Source organism: Streptomyces iranensis (genome assembly GCF_017874715.1).
GTDB lineage: Bacteria > Actinomycetota > Actinomycetes > Streptomycetales > Streptomycetaceae > Streptomyces > Streptomyces iranensis.
On the sequence record NZ_JAGGLR010000013.1, the window covers coordinates 121,684 to 139,059 of the forward strand.

General features: G+C 73.9%; 10 protein-coding genes. 7 read left to right on the forward strand and 3 right to left on the reverse strand.

The window, feature by feature from the left end; all coding sequences use genetic code 11:
- Positions 1–154 precede the first annotated feature (154 nt).
- The 5 genes from J2Z30_RS24270 to moeZ all read left to right on the forward strand — a co-directional run bounded on the left by J2Z30_RS24270 (position 155) and on the right by moeZ (position 6,766).
- On the forward strand, positions 155–2,029 hold the full coding sequence (locus J2Z30_RS24270) for a DUF3492 domain-containing protein (protein WP_044570240.1): 1,875 nt from the start codon (positions 155–157) through the stop codon (positions 2,027–2,029).
- Positions 2,026–3,528, forward strand: a complete 1,503-nt coding sequence (locus J2Z30_RS24275) for a collagen-like domain-containing protein (RefSeq protein WP_209468814.1) — start codon at positions 2,026–2,028, stop codon at positions 3,526–3,528. The genes J2Z30_RS24270 and J2Z30_RS24275 overlap by 4 nt, the downstream gene beginning before the upstream one ends.
- A gap of 151 nt (positions 3,529–3,679) precedes the next feature.
- Entirely contained in the window at positions 3,680–4,747 is a 1,068-nt protein-coding gene (locus tag J2Z30_RS24280) for an SDR family oxidoreductase (RefSeq protein WP_044570239.1), read from the forward strand.
- Positions 4,735–5,502, forward strand: a complete 768-nt coding sequence (locus J2Z30_RS24285) for a spherulation-specific family 4 protein (protein ID WP_044570236.1) — start codon at positions 4,735–4,737, stop codon at positions 5,500–5,502. Before J2Z30_RS24280 ends, J2Z30_RS24285 begins: the two co-directional genes overlap by 13 nt.
- An 85-nt stretch (positions 5,503–5,587) precedes the next feature.
- Entirely contained in the window at positions 5,588–6,766 is a 1,179-nt protein-coding gene (moeZ, locus tag J2Z30_RS24290; protein WP_044570234.1) for an adenylyltransferase/sulfurtransferase MoeZ, read from the forward strand.
- A 101-nt stretch (positions 6,767–6,867) separates the two neighbouring features.
- On the opposite strand, the gene J2Z30_RS24295 is transcribed toward moeZ, so the two are convergent.
- The 3 genes from J2Z30_RS24295 to J2Z30_RS24305 all read right to left on the reverse strand — a co-directional run bounded on the left by J2Z30_RS24295 (position 6,868) and on the right by J2Z30_RS24305 (position 13,056).
- Positions 6,868–8,472, reverse strand: a complete 1,605-nt coding sequence (locus tag J2Z30_RS24295) for an alpha/beta hydrolase (RefSeq protein WP_044570232.1) — start codon at positions 8,470–8,472, stop codon at positions 6,868–6,870.
- Positions 8,473–8,580: 108 nt separating this feature from the next.
- Complete coding sequence (locus J2Z30_RS24300) at positions 8,581–10,089, reverse strand: alpha/beta hydrolase (protein ID WP_044570229.1); 1,509 nt, start codon at positions 10,087–10,089, stop codon at positions 8,581–8,583.
- A gap of 198 nt (positions 10,090–10,287) precedes the next feature.
- Entirely contained in the window at positions 10,288–13,056 is a 2,769-nt protein-coding gene (locus tag J2Z30_RS24305; protein WP_044570226.1) for a flippase-like domain-containing protein, read from the reverse strand.
- Between the two features lie 329 nt (positions 13,057–13,385).
- Here J2Z30_RS24305 and J2Z30_RS24310 point away from each other — a divergent pair, with 329 nt between their 5' ends.
- Together J2Z30_RS24310 and J2Z30_RS24315 are read left to right on the forward strand one after the other, a co-directional pair.
- Positions 13,386–13,766 (forward strand): MGMT family protein, encoded by a 381-nt coding sequence (locus J2Z30_RS24310; protein WP_044570224.1) that lies wholly within the window; start codon positions 13,386–13,388, stop codon positions 13,764–13,766.
- Between the two features lie 379 nt (positions 13,767–14,145).
- A complete protein-coding gene (locus J2Z30_RS24315; RefSeq protein WP_245388402.1) occupies positions 14,146–17,364 on the forward strand; it encodes an ATP-dependent helicase in 3,219 nt (1,072 codons plus the stop codon).
- Positions 17,365–17,376: the final 12 nt, after the last annotated feature.

A 17,376-nucleotide genomic window follows, 5' to 3' on the forward strand; every position in this document is an offset into this window, starting at 1 on the left:
AGGTCACGTGCGTTCACCCCTTCCGGTGGTGCGACGGACAACCGTCCATCGCGCCATGGCCCTGCGCGCATAACGTGCTCCCGCTGCCTGACGGCGGCCGCCGCCGGTGACGACGGCAGACGAACGGCCCGTTTGGGAGATCGGGGGTGCGCTCATGCGCGTGGGACTGCTTACGGAGGGTGGGTATCCGTATGCGACCGGTGAGGCGCGGGTGTGGTGCGACCGGCTGGTGCGCGGGCTCGCCCAGCATGAGTTCGAGGTGTACGCGCTCAGCCGCGGCCCCGGCCAGGAGGGTGCGGGCTGGGGCGAGCTGCCGCGGCACGTCGGCCGGGTGTGCACGGCGCCGCTGTGGGGCGAGCCGGAGCCCCGGCGGGGCGGGTGGGGCGGCCGTCGGCAGCGGCGGCGGTTCGCCGAGCACTTCGGGGAGCTGGCCGCGGCGATCAGCGCGCCTTACGGTTCCGGCGCGCCCTATGGCTCTGGTGTGCCCCATGGCTCTGGTGCACCCCATGGCTCCGGCGTGCCCGGGTGCTCCACGGACCAGGCGGACCGTTTCGCCAATGGTCTCCACGGCCTCGCGGACCTCGCGGGGGAGTACGGAGCACTGTCCGCCGCGCTTCGTTCCGAGGACGCCGTAAGGACGCTGGAGCGGGCCTGCCGCACCCTCGGGGCGCCGCACGGCGCGCAGCGGGCGCGGGTCGCCGATCTGCTGACCGTCACCGAGGCCCTGGAGCGCGCACTGCGCCCGCTGTCGCTCGACTGGTACGGCGACGGTGCCGGAGGCGATCCGGGGCTGGCCGGGGTGGATCTGTGCCACGCCGCGACCGGCGGCGCCGCCGTGCTCCCCGGGCTGCTGGCCAAGCGCCGCTTCGGCACCCCGCTGCTGCTCACCGAGTACGGCGTACGGCTGCGCGAGTGCTATCTGGCGGGCACGGCCGGTGCGGCCGGTGCGCCCGGTGCCGAGGGCGGACGGCCGCTCTCCGGGCCCGTACGGTCCCTGCTGACCGCGTTCCACGGCCGGCTGGCCGCCGAGGCGTACGCGCGGGCGGATCTGATCACCCCCGGCAATACGCACACCCGCCGCTGGCAGGAACGGTGCGGCGCCGACCGGGAGCGGCTGCGCACCGTCTACCCGGGCATGGACGCCACCCGGTTCGCGGAGGTCGGCGAGCAGGGCGCGGCCCCGTCCGAAGCCGACGACCGGACGCTGGTGTGGGTGGGCCGGATCGAGCCCCCCAAGGACGTCATCGCCCTGCTGCACGCCTTCGCGGAGGTGCGCCGGTGGCAACCGGACGCCCGGCTGAGGATCATCGAGACCCGGCGCGGCGAGGAGCCGGAACCGGACGGCTATCCGGCCCACTGCCGGGCGCTGGCCGACCATCTCTTCCCCGACGAGGCGGCGGACGCCCACTCCGCCGGTGACAACCCCGTCTCCTTCGAGCGGCTCGGCGACCCCGAGGTGCCGACCCTGGCCGACGCCTATGGGTCGGGCGGCGTCGTGGTGCTGTCCAGCGTGGTCGAGGGCTTTCCGGTCGGGCTGGTCGAGGCGATGTTCTGCGGACGGGCCACGGTGTCCACGGATGTGGGCGCGGTGTGCGAGGTCATCGGCGGCACCGGCCTTGTGGTGCCCCCGCGCAATCCCCGGGCGCTCGCGGACGCGTGCCTGGCGCTGCTGAGCGACGCCGAGCGCTGTGCGCGCCTGGGCGCCGCCGCGCGCGCCCGTGCGCTGGAGCTGTTCACCGTCGAGCAGAACGTCGCGGCGTTCCGCGGGATCTATCTGGAGCTGATGTCGCACTGCCCGGTGCCGCGCGAGGAGGTCGGCGAGGGCGGCGGGCCGCTGCCGTTCGCCCGCCCCGCCGAGGCCCATGTGCCGGGGCGCTGGACCGCGGGCCGCGACGGTGACGGCTTCGGGCACCGGCCGCCCGGCCCGGCCGCCTCCCGCCCCGCCCCGGAGCACACTCCCACCTGGGCCGGTCCACCGCCACGCGAGCCGCTGGGCGTGGGCCCGCGCCCGTCCGAGGAGGGCGCATGACCACGCCTTCCCGGCGGAACGGCCCGTTCGATCCGGCCGCCTCGGCCCGCGGCCCCGCCTCGGATCGCGGTCCCGCCTCGGATTGTGGCTTCGCCTCGGCCCGCGGCCCCGCCTCGGATCGCGGTCCCGCCTCGGATTGTGGCTTCGCCTCGGATCGTGGCCTCGCCTCGGCCCGCGGCCCCGCCTCGGATCGCGGTCCCGCCTCGGATCGTGGCCTCGCCTCCGATCGTGGCCTCGGCGGCCTGTCCGGGGCTGCCCGAGTGCCGGTCTCCCGGCGGCCGGACGAGGCGTCCGCGCGCACCGGTGCCGGGAAGGGGCAGGGGAAGGGGCGGCGCGGGCCCGCCGATCCGGTGCGGGCGCTGATGCACCGCCACCACGACCTGTGCGCCCGCGCCGTCGATCCGCTGGAGATCGCCGCCGGGCTGGAGGCCCACGGTGTGACGGACCGCACCGCCGCGCGCTTCCGGCACCGCGATGTCTTCTCGCTCGCGGAGGAGCTGTACGCCCGGGTGCCGCGCGCCGAGGAGCCCGCGCCACCGGCCGCCCCCGCGCCGGGGCGCGCGCTGGGCGTGCGGATGACGCTCGCGGCGCTGTGGCTGCTGCCGGGCGCCCTGTGCGCGGCGACTGCCTCCGCCGCCTTCCGCGTCGATGCCATCCGTAAGGACACCACCGTCGGCCTCGGCCTGGGCGCGGGCGGCGCCGCCCTGACGCTCATCGCCCTGTGGCTGTGTCTGCGCCGTGGCCCCCTGCGCGTCCGTGGGAGCGGGCGCGGCGGCCGTATGGCGCACGCCCTCGGCGCCGGCTGGCTGCTCGGGTACGCCGCCGCCGGGGACTGGCTGCTCTCCGGGCTCCTCGACGGACGCCGCCCTTACGAGGCGGCGCCCGCGGCCGAGGCCGCCGTGCTCCTCGCCCTGGCCGCCGCGCCCGCCGCGTGGTGCGCCCGCTGGTTCGCCGTCAGGGCGCGCCGCAGGCTGGCGGTCAGCCGTGGTCTGGAGGAGTTCGCGGCCGGGGTGCGCCCGCTGTTCGCGGGCGTGGTGACGGCCTTCCTCTGCGCTCTGGCGGCCCTGGTGCTCGCGGCCCGGCTCTCGGTGCCCGGATCGCCTCCCGCCGCCGCGCCCCTCTCGACGGCCGAGGCCGCCGTCGTGGCCCTCTGCGGGCTGCTGTTCCTCGCCCGGCTGCTCGCCGTCCACGGCTTCCGGAGGGCCGCGCTCAGCGGCATCGCCGTGGCCTGCGCGGTCCAGGCCGCGGCCCTGGCGACGGCGGCGGCCGCCCGGCTGCCGGGCGCCGCGCCGTTCGGGGAGCCCGTGGCACGGCTGACCGCCTCCCAGGGCGCCGCCGCCGTCCCCGCGGCCGCCTGCGGCGCCGCCGCGCTCGCACTGCTGATCCACGCGTTCGGCGCCCTGTGCCGGGCCTCCGCCCACGGCGACACCGGCGCGCGTACCGCCCGCGCCGCCCGTGACACCCGTACGGCCCGCACCGCCCCGGACCGCGCCCCATAAGGCGTCCACCGCGCCCTAAGGGGCCCACCGCGCCCGTAAGGCGCCCACCGAACCCGCCACCCCCCGTCCTTCCCCCCTTAATGAGTCCGAGGAGCAACCACATGAGCTGCGACATGACCGATCAGCGCGCCGGTACGGGGAGGCGCGACCGATGAGAGTCCTGTTGCTCGGGTCCGGCGGATTCCTCGGCCGCTATGTGGCCGAACACCTGCTCGCCGACCCCGCCGTCCAGCTCACCGCGCTCGGCCGCGGCGACGACGCCGATGTGCGGTTCGACCTCTCCAACGGCAGTCCGGGCGCGCTCACCCGTTTCCTCAACGCGGTCCACCCCGGCGTGGTGATCAACTGCGCCGGGACGACCCGTGGCGGGGCGCGCGAGCTCACCCGGCACAACACCGTGGCCGTGGCCACCGTCTGCGAGTCGCTGCGCCGCAGCGGCTGCGGCGCCCGCCTCGTCCAGATCGGCTGCTCCTCCGAGTACGGGCCCTCGCAGCCCGGTTCGTCGACCGCCGAGGACGCCGTGCCGCGCCCCGGCGGCCCGTACGGCGTGAGCAAGCTCGCCGCGACCGAGCTGGTCCTGGGCTCCGGGCTGGACGCAGTGGTGCTGCGGGTCTTCTCGCCCGTGGGGCCCGGCACTCCGGCCGGTTCGCCGCTGGGGCGGCTCGCGGAGGCGATGCGGCGCGCGATGCAGTCCGGGGAGAGCGAGCTCAAGCTGAGCGGCCTGGGCGTGCAACGCGACTTCGTGGACGTACGGGACGTGGCGCGGGCGGTTCACGCGGCCTCGCTGTCGGCCGCGCAGGGCGTGGTCAACATCGGCAGCGGGCGCGCCGTAAGGCTGCGCGAGGCGGCCTCCGTGCTCGCCAGGGTCGCCGGCTTCGGCGGCGCCCTGCACGAGATCGACAGCCCGCCGGGGCGCGGGGGACCGCATCATGTCCCGGCCGCCACGGTCCACGTCCCGGCGCCCGCCCATCCTCATGGCGCGGCCCACGGCCATGCCACCGCCCACGGCCACGCCCCCGCCCACCCGCAGGTGGCGGGCGAGCACGGCGGCGGCCCGGCGGGTGTCGGCGGCGCCACCACCTACCCCTACCCGGACGGCTGCGGCAGCTGGCAGCAGGCCGACGTGCGCACCGCCCGCGACCGGCTCGGCTGGCGGGCCAGGATCCCGCTGGAGGAGTCGCTCGCCGACATCTGGATGGAGGCGGCATGTCGCATCTGATCCCCGCGGACCCCGGGCACGAGGTTCCGGCCACCGCCGCCCGGCTGGGGTTCGGAGTGCCCGGCTACGCCCACCCCCTGGTGGCGCCCACCGAGTGGGCCGAGCTCACCCGTCCCGGCGCGCCCCTGCACTGGACGGTCCTCAATGTCACCCGTGGCCCCGGCTCGCGCAGGGATCCGCACTGCCTTACGGCGGCGGCCCGGCTGCGCGCCACGGGCGTACGGGTGCTGGGCCATCTCGACCTGCGGTGCGGCACCCGCCCCTTCGGGGAGGTGATCAGTGACGCGAACCACTTCCTGGACTGGTACCAGGTCGACGGCTTCTGTCTGGAGCGCTGCCCGGTGGACCGCCCCGGACTGCCGGAGGTCCGCCGTACGGGGGCCACGCTGCGCGCGCTGCTGGGCGGGGCCTATCTGGTGCTCGGCCAGGGCATCCATCCGCATGAGGGCTATATGGAGCTCGCCGATCAGCTGGTGACCTTCCGCGGCTCGTGGCCCGACTACCGCTGGTCCCAGGTGGCCGAGTGGACCGCGGGGTATCCGCCCGAACGGTTCTGCCACCAGGTGCACGGCGTTCCCCGCCGGCATCTCGAGGAAGCGCTGAGGATCGCCCGCTGGCAGGGCGCGGGAACGATCTACTTCACCGACCGTACGGCCCACCTCGAGGGGCGGACCTGCACCGATTCGCCCTGGACGGCCCTGCCCGGCTACTGGGACGAAATCGTCTCGCGACTCGGACCACGTGTCATGGAATGAGATGGGGCGTGGCAGTGTTACAGGAAGAAAACCACCCCGCTCACGCGGGGGTGAACCGTCTGCTCCCTCCCCTTACGGAGTCCCCGTGTCGCTGCCACCCCTGGTCGAGCCGGCTCCCGAGCTCACCGTCGACGAGGTCCGCAGGTACTCGCGCCATCTGATCATCCCCGATGTCGGGATGGACGGGCAGAAGCGGCTGAAGAACGCCAAGGTGCTCTGTGTGGGCGCGGGCGGCCTCGGCTCCCCGGCCCTGATGTACCTCGCCGCGGCCGGCGTGGGCACCCTCGGCATCGTGGAGTTCGACGAGGTCGACGAGTCCAACCTGCAGCGCCAGGTCATCCACAGCCAGGCGGACATCGGCCGGTCCAAGGCGGAGTCCGCCCGTGACACGGTCCTCGGCATCAACCCGTACGTGAACGTCGTGCTGCACGAGGGCCGCCTCGAGGCCGACAACGTGATGGAGATCTTCTCCCAGTACGACCTGATCGTGGACGGCACCGACAACTTCGCCACCCGCTATCTGGTCAACGACGCGTGCGTGCTGCTGAACAAGCCGTACGTGTGGGGTTCGATCTACCGCTTCGACGGCCAGGCGTCGGTCTTCTGGTCCGAGCACGGCCCCTGCTACCGCTGCCTGTACCCGGAGCCCCCGCCGCCCGGCATGGTCCCGTCCTGCGCCGAGGGCGGCGTGCTGGGCGTGCTGTGCGCCTCCATCGGCTCCATCCAGGTCACCGAGGCCATCAAGGTGCTCACGGGCACCGGGGACCCGCTGGTCGGCCGTCTGATGATCTACGACGCCCTGGAGATGACCTACCGCCAGGTCAAGGTCCGCAAGGACCCGAACTGCGCGGTCTGCGGTCCGAACCCGACCGTCACCGAGCTGATCGACTACGAGGCGTTCTGCGGTGTGGTGTCGGACGAGGCCCAGGAGGCGGCGGCCGGTTCGACGATCACTCCCAAGCAGCTCAAGGAGTGGATCGACGACGGCGAGAACATCGACATCATCGATGTCCGCGAGCCCAACGAGTACGAGATCGTCTCGATCCCCGGCGCCCGGCTGATCCCGAAGGACGGGTTCCTGATGGGCGGCGCCCTCCAGGACCTTCCGCAGGACAAGAAGATCGTCTTGCATTGCAAGACGGGTGTCCGGTCGGCGGAAGTCCTGGCCGTCCTGAAGTCCGCGGGCTTCTCCGACGCCGTCCACGTGGGCGGCGGCGTGATCGGCTGGGTCAACCAGATCGAGCCCGACAAGCCGGTCTACTGATCCCCGGTACGCACCGCCCGTAAGGGGGCCGGACCGCCGCGCCGACGGCGATCCGGCCCCCTTACGGCTGTCGTCGGCCCCTTATGGCCGCCGCGAGAGCGTCAGCGGCAGGTCGTGCCGCCCGCGGGCACCTTCCCGTCCAGCAGATAGGCGTTCACGGTCTTCGTCATACAGGCGTTGCCGCTGTTGTACGCGCCATGGCCCTGCCCCTTGTAGGTGACCTCGACGCCCACGCCCCTGCCCAGCTCCCGGACCATCTTCCGGGCCCCCTCGTACGGAGTGGCCGGGTCCCCGGTGTTGCCGACCACGAGGATCGGCGCCGAGCCCTCGGAGCTGACGTCCGGGGTGTCCGTGGTGCCGTCCACCGGCCAGCCGGTGCAGCCGAGCATGCCCCAGGCCAGATACTCGCCGAAGACCGGTGACGCCTTGCGGAAGCGCGGCAGCTGGGCCTTCACATCGGTCACCGTGTAACGCTGCCTGTCGTCCACGCAGTTGATGGCCGCGTTGGCGGCGTTGATGTTGCTGTAGTGGCCGTTCTCGTCGCGGCCGGACATCGAATCGGCCATCGCGAGCAGCATGTTGCCCTCCTCGAGCTGCATCGCCTCCTGCAGCCCGAGCGTCAGGTACTTCCAGCTCTCCTTGTCGTAGAGCGCGGCGGCGATACCGCCCAGCGCCCCGTCCTGGGTGAGCTCGCGGCCGCTCTCGGTGGACAGCGGCTTCTTGTCGAGCTTCTTCAGGAAGGCCACGATCCGGTCGGCGCCCGCCGCCGGGTCGCCGCCGGTCGGGCAGGCCGTGCCCTTCTTGGCGCAGTCCTCGAGGTAGTTGTCGAGCGCGAGCTGGAAGCCCTTCGCCTGGCCGTAGGAGCCCTGCTCGGGATCCTCGGTGGGGTCGACCACGGCGTCCAGGACCGCGCGCCCCACCCGCTTCGGGTACAGATGGGCGTAGACGCCGCCGAGTTCGGTGCCGTAGGAGATGCCGAAGTACGACAGCTTGTCGTCGCCCAGTACCTGCCGCATGAGGTCCATGTCACGCGCGGCGCTCACGGTGTCCACATGGCCGAGCACCTTGCCGGAACGCTTCTCGCAGCCCTTGATGAACGCCTTGGCGTCCGCCATCGCGGTCTTGACCTCGGCGTCGTCGTCCGGCGTGCTGTCCACGGCGTCCGAGGCGTCGATCTCCTTGTCGCTCTGGCACCGCACCCCGGCGCTCTCGCCGACCCCGCGCGGATCGAAGCTCACCAGGTCATAGCGTGAGCGCAGGGTGTCGTAGGCGGCGGCGAAACCGGGGAGCGAGGAGACACCGGAGCCGCCGGGTCCGCCGAAATTGAACACCAGGGAGCCGATGCGCTTGCCCGATCCGGTGGCCTTGGCGCGGATCATGGCCAGACCGATCGTTTCGCCTCTGGGCTTCGCGTAGTCCAGCGGCGCCTTGAGAGTGGCGCATTCCCACTCGCTTCCCGGCTTCTCACCGGTGCCCTGCATCGCGGTCGGGGCAGGGCAGGACGACCAGTTGAGCTTCTGACCGGTGAGCGAGCCCGGCAGCCCGGAATCCGAAGGCGCGGCCGGGGCCGACGCCGAGGGCTCGGACGACGCCTTGCCCTGCTCGTTTCCCCCGTCGTCGTCGCAGCCCGCGACGGCGAGGAGGGTGACCATGGCGGTCATGGAGACCAGCGCCCTGGTCCGTATGGTGCGTGGGGAACTCGGCATATCCGGAGATCCTATGAGGAGGCGGGGGCGGAATCGTCCGCAACTCTTCTCGAAGCCGTCACGGTTCGCGCGGCGTTCGTACGGCGGGCCCGGCCACGGACCCCGGTCCTAGGTGCAGACCTTGCCCTTCGGAGGCACCGTGCCCCGCAGCAGATAGGCGTTGACCGTCTTTCGGACACAGGCGTTGCCGCTGTCGTACGCCCCATGGCCCTCGCCCTTGTAGGTGAGCTGGACGCCGACCCCGGGGCCCAGCTCCTTCGCCATCCGCGCGGCACCCTCGTACGGGGTCGCCGGGTCACCGGTGTTGCCGACGACCAGGATCGGCGCGGCCCCCTTGGCGCTCACGTCGGGCGTGGTCCAGGCGCCGCGGACCGGCCAGTCGGTGCACTGGGTAAGGCCCCAGGCCATCATGTCGCCGAAGACGGGGGAGACCTTACGGAAGGTGGGCAGCTTCCGCTCGATGTCCGGGACCGTATAGCGCTGCTTGAAGTCGGCGCAGGTGATGGCGGTAAGGGCGGCCTGGAGGGTGCTGTAGCGGCCGTCCGGAGCGCGTCCGTTCATGGCGTCCCCCAGGGCCAGCAGAATCCTGCCGTCGCCCTGCTGGGCGGCGGCGATCCCCTGGGTGAGGTACTGCCAGTACTCCCGCGAGTACAGGGACTGCGCGATACCGCCGTCGGCCAGGGACTCGGTCAGCCTCCGGCCGCCGTAGCCGCGCACCGGGCGGCCGTCGAGCCGCTTCAGCAGCGTGCGGATCCGGTTCCGGGTGGGGCAGCTGGAGGCGCTGGTCCTGGTGCATGCCTTCAGATAGTCGTCGAGGGCGCGCTGGAACCCCTTGGCCTGGCCGAGCGCGCCCTGTTCGGGCGTCTGCATGGGGTCCACAACCCCGTCGAAGAGGGCGCGCCCCACCTGCTTCGGGTACAGATGGGCGTAGACGCCGCCGAGTTCGGTGCCGTACGAGACGCCGAAGTAGTGCATCTTCTTGTCGCCGAGGACGCGCCGCATGAGATCCATGTCACGGGCGGCGTTGGTGGTGCCGACGTACGGCAGGATCGTGCCGGAGTTCTTCTCGCATCCGGCGGCGTAGGTCTTCACCCGGCGGACCAGGCTCTTCACCTCGGCGTTGTCGTTCGGGGTGGAGTCGGCGGCGTAGTAGGCGTCGAGCTGCCGGTCCGGGAGGCAGCGCACCCCGCTGCTGCGGCCGACCCCGCGCGGATCGAAGCTGACCAGGTCGTAGCGGGTGCGCAGTTGCTTGTAGCTGCCCGCGAGCGCCGGGAGGGTGGCCACGCCCGAACCGCCGGGGCCGCCGAAGTTGAAGATCAGCGAACCGATCCGGTGGCGCCGGTCGGTGGCCTTGGCACGGATCATGGCGATGCCGATGGTCTTGCCGTGCGGCTTGCGGTAGTCCAGCGGCACATGGAGCGTCGCGCACTCCCACTCCCCGCCCGGGGCCTTGGTGGCGGCCGCGTCCTGGCTCGAGGAGGGGGCGGGGCAGCCGGCCCAGTCCGGTTTCTGGCGGGCCGAGGTGTCCGGCCGTCCGCCGGCGCCGCCGCATCCGGCGGTCAGGGCGGTCAGCAGCAGGGCGGCGGACAGCGCACCGAGGCGCAGAGGTCGGGACACGGCGGCTCTCCCGTGGGTGGGGGTACCGCCATCGTGAGGTCCGCGGCCGCCGCACGCGCGCACAGCGGGGGCGTACGGGTGAGGGGAGGTTTGGGGTGCCCGGCGACCGCGGGAGGGCTCCAGCGGCGCCTCTACGGGCGCTACGGCGCCTCTTCGCGGGCGAGCCCTACAGGGCCCTATCGCGGGCGGGCACCGGCGCTACAGCGCCTCTTTGCGGGTGAGATGGGTGAAGGCCACCCAGCCGGGCAGCACCGGCAGCCAGAAGACCATCAGCCGGAAGAGCAGCACCGCGGGCGCCGCCGTCTCGTACGGCAGCCCGGCGAAGGTCAGACCCGCGATCAGGGCGGCCTCGACCGCGCCCACACCGCCGGGAGTGGGAGCCGCCGACCCCAGGGCGTTGCCCGCGAGGAAGACGACGGCGATGCTGGCGTAGCTCAGCTCACCGCCGAACGCCCGGATCGCGGAGTCGAGGCACATCACGTTCGCGGCGGTCAGCAGCAGGGTGCCGCCGATGCCGGCGAGCAGCTTCTTGGGCCGCTGCAGCACGTCCAGCATGCGCGGCACGACGCCCGCGAACAGCGACCGCACCCGGGTGGAGACGAACTTCCGCAGCACGGGAATGGCGGTCACCACCAGGACCAGGACGGCGGCCGTCAGCAGCCCGGCGATCACCGTCCGGGACGGCGAGAGCGCCGGGGTGCGCTCGGTGCCGGTGATGTAGCCGAAGGTCAGCAGCAGCACGATATGGCTGGCGAGCCCGAACAGCTGGGACGCGCCCACACTGGCCACCGCGAGCCCCGGCCGCACCCCCGCGCGCTGCAGGAAGCGGGTGTTGAGGGCGACCCCGCCGACCGCCGCGGGCGCCACCAGCTTCACGAACGAGGCGGCCACCTGCGCCAGCACCGTCCGCCCGAGGGGCACCTTCTCCGGGACGAAGCCGAGCAGGCTCAGCGCCGCGGCCAGATAGGTGACCGCGGAGAAGACGAGCGCGAAGATGACCCAGATCCAGTTGGCCTCGCCGACCAGGGCGCCCAGCTTGAGATGGGTGAACTGGGACAGCAGGAAGTACGCGGCGAAGGCCCCGGCGCAGAAGCTGACCAGGGTGCGCGGCTTGATGCGCTCCAGCCGTTCGGGCTGTATCGGCGCCTGGGGTCTCACCAGCAGCACCTGCTGCCGGATCTGGGAGAGCAGATCCTCCTCGCGGGCGTCCTCCAGGGCCTCCTCGATGGCGCGCTTCTCCGCCTGCTTCTCGGCCTTGGCCGTCTTACGGTCGCCGACGGCCGTCTCCGGGCCCCCGGCGGCCTCCTGCGCCTCCCGCGTCTCGGCCTCCCGGGCCTCCTTGGCCTCCTTGGCGGCGTGGGACGCCTCCAGGACGGCCTCCCGATGGCGCTGGGCGCGCTCGCGCGCGAGCTGGCGCAGGGTCGCCCGGGTGCCCCGGCCGAGTGCCAGGGGCTGGAGCAGCGGAAGGCTTCCGGCGACCGCGTCCGGGCCGAGGACCTCCACCGCGGCGGTCACGGAGCGCTCGGCGCCCACCCGCAGGCCCAGGGTGGTCAGCAGCTGTGCGATGTCCATGCGCAGCACCACGTCACCGGCCGCGATCTCGCCGCTGCGCAGATCGGTCAGGAAGACCGTGCCGTTGCGGTCGACCAGCAGGGCGTCGCTGTCCAGCCGCCGGTGGGCGATCCGCCGCGACTGCAGCGCCTGGACCTGGTGCCAGGCGCCGGCCAGCAGCTCGTCGGTGATCGCCTCGTCCGGCAGGGCGTGCAGCGGGCGCCCGCCGACGTGCTCGTAGACGAGCATCACGGCGTCCGGGCCCAGCTCGGAGGTGGCGATCAGCTTGGGCGCGTTGGCCCCGGCCGCGATGGCCGCGTAGGCGAGCAGCGCCTCCTGCTCCAGGGCCTGGCGCAGCGACTGGAGGCTGCGCGGCGGGGTGATCGTCCGCAGGGTCAGCCGCTGCCAGACGCCGTAGAAGAAGCCCTGGGCCTGCTGCTCCCGGTCGACGACCGTGACGTCCAGGGGCGGGCCGTCCTCCAGCGTGACCAGATAGCGGCGGCCCCGGTCGCCATGGCCGTGCTCGTCCTCGGGCTCCTCGGCGCGCATGGCGCTGACCGGGTTGAAGCCGACCCTGCGTAGCCCGGCGAGCAGGTGCTGGCCGGTGGGGCGCACATTGGGGGAGCCGACCGCGTAGAGCGTGCCGTAGGCCACCGCCCAGCCGATGAGCACCGTAAGGATGATCGAGAACGGTGTGGTGTAGCCGCCCACGAGCACCGCGAAGGCGTCGAGCAGCAGTACGCACCACATGGCCACCCGCCAGCGCGGGCGCCGGGCCATGCCGACGGCCGTCATATAGGCGATGACGGGGGCGAGATAGCCGTGCACGGGGTCGCTGAAGGTGCCGCCCGGGGCGGGCTGGGTGAGCGCCTCGCGGAGCGAGCCGGGCGCACCTCTGGCGACCCAGAGGTCCATGGCGAGGGACACCCCGTGGGCCAGCACCGCGGCCAGCACACCGTCGGCGATCCGCAGTCCGTCCCGTTTGATCAGCCGCTCGAAGGCGAAGGCCACCGGCAGGACGAGGACGGCCACTCCGGCCGTGAGTCCCGCGAAGTCGATCAGTAGCGGGGGCGCCTGGTCGGCACCGTGCCCGATGTCCTTCTCCAGACCCGCGGTGGTGCCGTGGGCGAAGGCCGCGATGGCGAGCACGACGGCCATGCCGAGGATCCCGAGCAGTGTCCGCAGCAGATCGGAGGGGCGGTGCACGCGGGCCGGCAGCAGCGGCTCGTCGCCGGAGACCCGGTCCACATGGCCCTCCGGCCCGTCCGGGCCGCAGTCATCCCCCGAGCCCGGGACCTCTGCCTCTGGCCGACCGGACGGTGTCGTGGAGGGCGGCAACGCCTCCGGGGTGCGGGCCTCCTCCTCCGGAGGCTGCGCACCCTGGTGCTTCGCCGTCTCTTCTTGATCTCGTATCACCAGTCACCGCCCGGAAGATGGTGGCATGGCCGGGCTGCGGAGGGGGGCATCAGGGTGCATTTCGGGGACGTGGACCCCGAATGGTACGCCGTGCTGAGGATTCCCGCACAATGCGTGATCGAACCGCGACCCGGCCCGGAGCGGGCCCGCCGCCACCCTGCGCGGGGCGTGCGCTGGTGCGCTCCGCGGGGCGTGCGGAGGGGGTGCGGTGGTGCGGGTCCGCGGGGCGTGCGGAGGGGGTGCGGTGGTGCGGGTCCGCGGGGCGTGCGGAGGGGCGTGCGGCGCGGCTGTCTTCGGGGTTGTCGGAGGGGTGCGGCAGGATTGGGCGGATGAGCCGGGAGAACAGGGAGCCGGAGGACGGGGACAGCGCCGAGGAGCTGCCCGAGTACGCCGAGCGGGTGCTGGAGGTGGCCGAGCTGATCCCCTCCGGCCGCGTGATGACCTACGGGGACGTCGCCGAATGGCTGGAGGAGGGCGGCCCGCGCCAGGTGGGGCGGGTGATGGCGCTCTACGGGGGAGCCGTGCCGTGGTGGCGGGTGGTGCGCGCGGACGGTGTGCTGCTGCCCGGCCATGAGCTGCGCGCCCTTGGCCACTACCGCGAGGAGGGCACCCCGCTGCGCGAGGCGGCGCGCTCGGCCGAGGGCCATGTGCCGCGGATCGACATGGCCAGGGCGCGGTGGGACGGCGGCGGGCAGGACCACGGCCGGTAGCGGGGCGGCTTTCGGAACCGCGGCGGGACCGGGGCGGCCGTCCTCGGGGGCGGCGGACGCGCGGCCGTACCGGGGCGCGATGAGCGCGGGGCCGGACGCGTGTGGGGCGGGCTCGCGGCCGTACGGGCGTCCGCTGAGCGTGAGCCCGTACCGGTGTGCCGTGAGCGCGAGGCCGTACCGGCGTGGGGCGGGCTCGCGGTCGTACCGGCGGTATCCACAGCCATACGGGTGAGGCCCCGCAGCGCATGAGAGGCTGTCCCGCACCCAGCGAACCCACCAGGACCGGCGATCCAACGTGAGCCCCTCCCCCTCGTCCCTTCCGCGGCAGCGGCAGGCACGGCAGCCGTCCTCACGGCAGTCGGCCCAGGGCGTCTACCGCCTGCTCCGTCATCGGCCGGAGCCAGGTGCCCTTCCTGTCCTGGACGCACGGCAGCGCGCTGTGGTTGAGCACCGGGGCGGTCCTTTGCTGGTGCTCGCCGGGCCCGGCACGGGCAAGACGACGACGCTCGTGGAGGCGGTGGCCCGCCGGGTGCGCGAGGGCGCGGATCCCGAGCGGCTCCTGGTGCTCACCTTCAGCCGTAAGGCGGCCGTCGAACTGCGCGACCGCATGGCCGCGCGCCTGGGCGGCGCGGGCGCCCCGCGGGCCACGACCTTCCACTCCTATTGCTACGCACTGGTCCGCGCCCACCAGGACGTCGACCTCTTCGTCGACCCGCTGCGGCTGCTCTCCGGACCGGAGCAGGACGTCGTGGTCAGGGAGCTGCTCGCCGGCCAGGCCGAGCTGGCGAGCGAGGGCCGGGCCTTCGTCCGCTGGCCGGACGACCTGCGCGCCTGCCTGACCACGCGGGGCTTCGCCGACGAGGTGCGCGCGGTGCTGGCCCGCAGCCGGGAGCTGGGCCTCGGCCCACGGTCGCTGGGGGAGTTCGCCGAGCGCACCGGGCGCCCCGACTGGTCCGCCGCGGCCGGCTTCCTCGCCGAGTACCTCGACGTCCTGGACGCCCAGGGGGTGCTGGACTACGCGGAGCTGGTGCACCGCGCGGTGCTGCTGGCCGGGCGGCCGGAGGCCGCGGCCGAGCTGGCGGGGCGGTACGACGCGGTGTTCGTCGACGAGTACCAGGACACCGACGTGGCCCAGGGGCGGCTGCTGCGGGCGCTCGCGGGCGGCGGCAGGACCCTGCTCGCCTTCGGCGACCCCGATCAGTCCATCTACGCCTTTCGCGGCGCCGACGTGGGCGGCATCCTCCGGTTCCGCGAGGACTTCCCGCGGGCGGACGGGCACCCCGCCGACATGGAGGTCCTCACCGTCTCCCGCCGTTCGGGGGCCGCGCTGCTCGCTGCCACCCGGCAGATCACCGGCCGGATGCCGCTCACCCGGCTGCCCGTGCGAGCCGTAAGGGCGCACCGGGAGCTCGCGGCCACCCGCGACGGCGGCCGCGTCGAGGCGTACACGTACCCGACCGCGGGCGCCGAGCTCGACAATGTGGCCGACATCCTGCGCCGCGCCCATCTGGAGGACGGGGTGCCTTGGCGTGAGATGGCCGTCCTGGTGCGCGCCGGGGGGCGCTCGATCCCGGGGGTGCGCCGGGCGCTCACCTCGGCCGGAGTCCCCGTCGAGGTGGACGGCGATGACATCCCGCTGCGCCATGAGCCCGCCGTGGCCCCCCTGCTGACGGCGCTGCGGGCCGCCGCCACGGCCGCGCTGCCGGACAGCGGCGGGCTGTCCGCGGTCCTCGGCGTCGAGACCGCCCTGACCCTGCTCGCCTCGCCCCTCGGCGGTATGGACGCCGCCGATCTGCGCCGCCTGGGCCGCGCGCTGCGCGAGGAGGAGCGGTCCGCCGGGCGGGCGGTGCCGCGCCCCTCCGACGTCCTGCTCGCCGAGGCGCTCGCCGAGCCGGAGCGCCTCGCCGTCCACGACCCGGCGTACGCGCGCGGCGCCCAGAACCTCGGGCGGCTGCTGCGCACGGCCCGGGAGGCGCTGGCCCGGGGCGGCACCGCCGAACAGGCGCTGTGGGGGCTGTGGGACGGCACCCCCTGGCCCGGCCGACTGGAGCGGGCCGCCCAGCGCGGCGGCACCGCGGGGCGGAACGCGGACCGTGACCTGGACGCGGTGTGCGCGCTGTTCGAGGCCGCCGCGCGCGCCGAGGAGCGCACCGGCGGCCGCGGCGCCCTCAACTTCCTGGCGGAGATCGACGCCCAGGACATAGCCGCCGACACCCTCTCCCGCCGGATGGTCCGCCCCGACGCCGTACGGCTGATGACGGCCCACCGCGCCAAGGGGCTCGAATGGGCCCTGGTGGTCGTCGCGGGGGTGCAGGAGGGGCTGTGGCCCGATCTGCGGCGGCGCGGCTCGCTCCTGGAGGCCGACCGGATCGGCCGGGACGGGCTGGCCGAGCCGCTGCCGCCGGGCGCGCTGCTGGCCGAGGAACGGCGGCTGTTCTATGTGGCGGCGACGCGCGCCAAGGAGCGGCTCGTGGTCACCGCCGTCAAGGCCGCCTCCGAGGACGGGGACCAGCCCTCCCGCTTCCTCGCCGAACTGGGCGTCCCGCCCACCGACGTCACCCAGCGGCCGCGCCGTCCGCTGTCCGTCGCCGCGCTCGTCGCCGAGCTGCGCGCCACCACCGTCGACCCGGACGCCTCGGAGGCGCTGCGCGACGCCGCCGCGCGCCGCCTGGCACGGCTCGCGGCGCTGCGCGACGAGGAGGGCCGCCCGCTGGTCCCGGCCGCCCACCCCTACCGCTGGTGGGGGCTGTACGAGCCGACGCACAGCGAGGTCCCGCTGCGCGACCGGGACCGGCCCGTGGCGCTCTCCGGCAGCGCGCTCGACCAGCTCGTCAACACCTGCTCGCTCCAGTGGTTCCTGGGGCGCGAGGTGAAGGCGGACGCGCCCTCGACGGCCGCCCAGGGCTTCGGCAACGTCGTGCACGTCCTGGCCGACGAGGTCGCCTCCGGCCGTACCCCGGCCGATCTCGCGGTCCTCATGGAGCGCCTGGACTCCGTATGGGACGCGCTCGCCTTCGACGCCCCCTGGAAGTCACGGCAGGAGAAGGAGCAGGCACGGGCGGCCCTGGAGCGCTTTCTGCGGTGGCATGTGATGGAGCGCGGCGGCCGCACCCCGGTCGCCACCGAACACTCCTTCGACGTCACGCTCGAAGCCGACGTCTATAAGGTGCGCATCCGCGGCAGCATGGACCGCGTCGAGACGGACGCCCAGGGGCGCGCCTATGTGGTCGACTTCAAGACCGGTAAGCAGGCCGTGACCCGTGGCGACGTCGAGCACCACCCCCAGCTGGCGGTCTATCAGCTGGCGGTGCGCGAGGGCGCCGTGGACGACGTCTTCGACGGCGGGCGCCCCGGGCCGGGCGGCGCGGAGCTCGTCCAGCTGCGGCAGGGCGCCGCCAAGAAGGACGGCGGCGACGACGTCCCCAAGGTCCAGGCCCAGGAGCCACTGGACGGGGAATGGGTGGGGCAACTGCTCGCCACCGCGGCCGGGCGCGTCCTGGACGAGCGGTTCACCCCGAGCACGGGCGACCACTGCGAGCGCTGCGCCTTCCGGGGCGCGTGCAGTGCGCGGGCGGAGGGGCGTCATGTGGTCGAGTGACGCTGTCGCGTA

What these genes read in the sequence shown, in the direction of transcription:
- J2Z30_RS24275 (WP_209468814.1), top strand. Translation starts at nt 2,026, where the DNA reads ATGACCACGCCTTCCCGGCGGAACGGCCCGTTCGATCCGGCCGCCTCG.
- J2Z30_RS24310 (WP_044570224.1), top strand. Translation starts at nt 13,386, where the DNA reads ATGAGCCGGGAGAACAGGGAGCCGGAGGACGGGGACAGCGCCGAGGAG.
- J2Z30_RS24295 (WP_044570232.1), bottom strand. Translation starts at nt 8,472, where the DNA reads ATGCCGAGTTCCCCACGCACCATACGGACCAGGGCGCTGGTCTCCATG.
- J2Z30_RS24270 (WP_044570240.1), top strand. Translation starts at nt 155, where the DNA reads ATGCGCGTGGGACTGCTTACGGAGGGTGGGTATCCGTATGCGACCGGT.
- J2Z30_RS24285 (WP_044570236.1), top strand. Translation starts at nt 4,735, where the DNA reads ATGTCGCATCTGATCCCCGCGGACCCCGGGCACGAGGTTCCGGCCACC.
- J2Z30_RS24280 (WP_044570239.1), top strand. Translation starts at nt 3,680, where the DNA reads ATGAGAGTCCTGTTGCTCGGGTCCGGCGGATTCCTCGGCCGCTATGTG.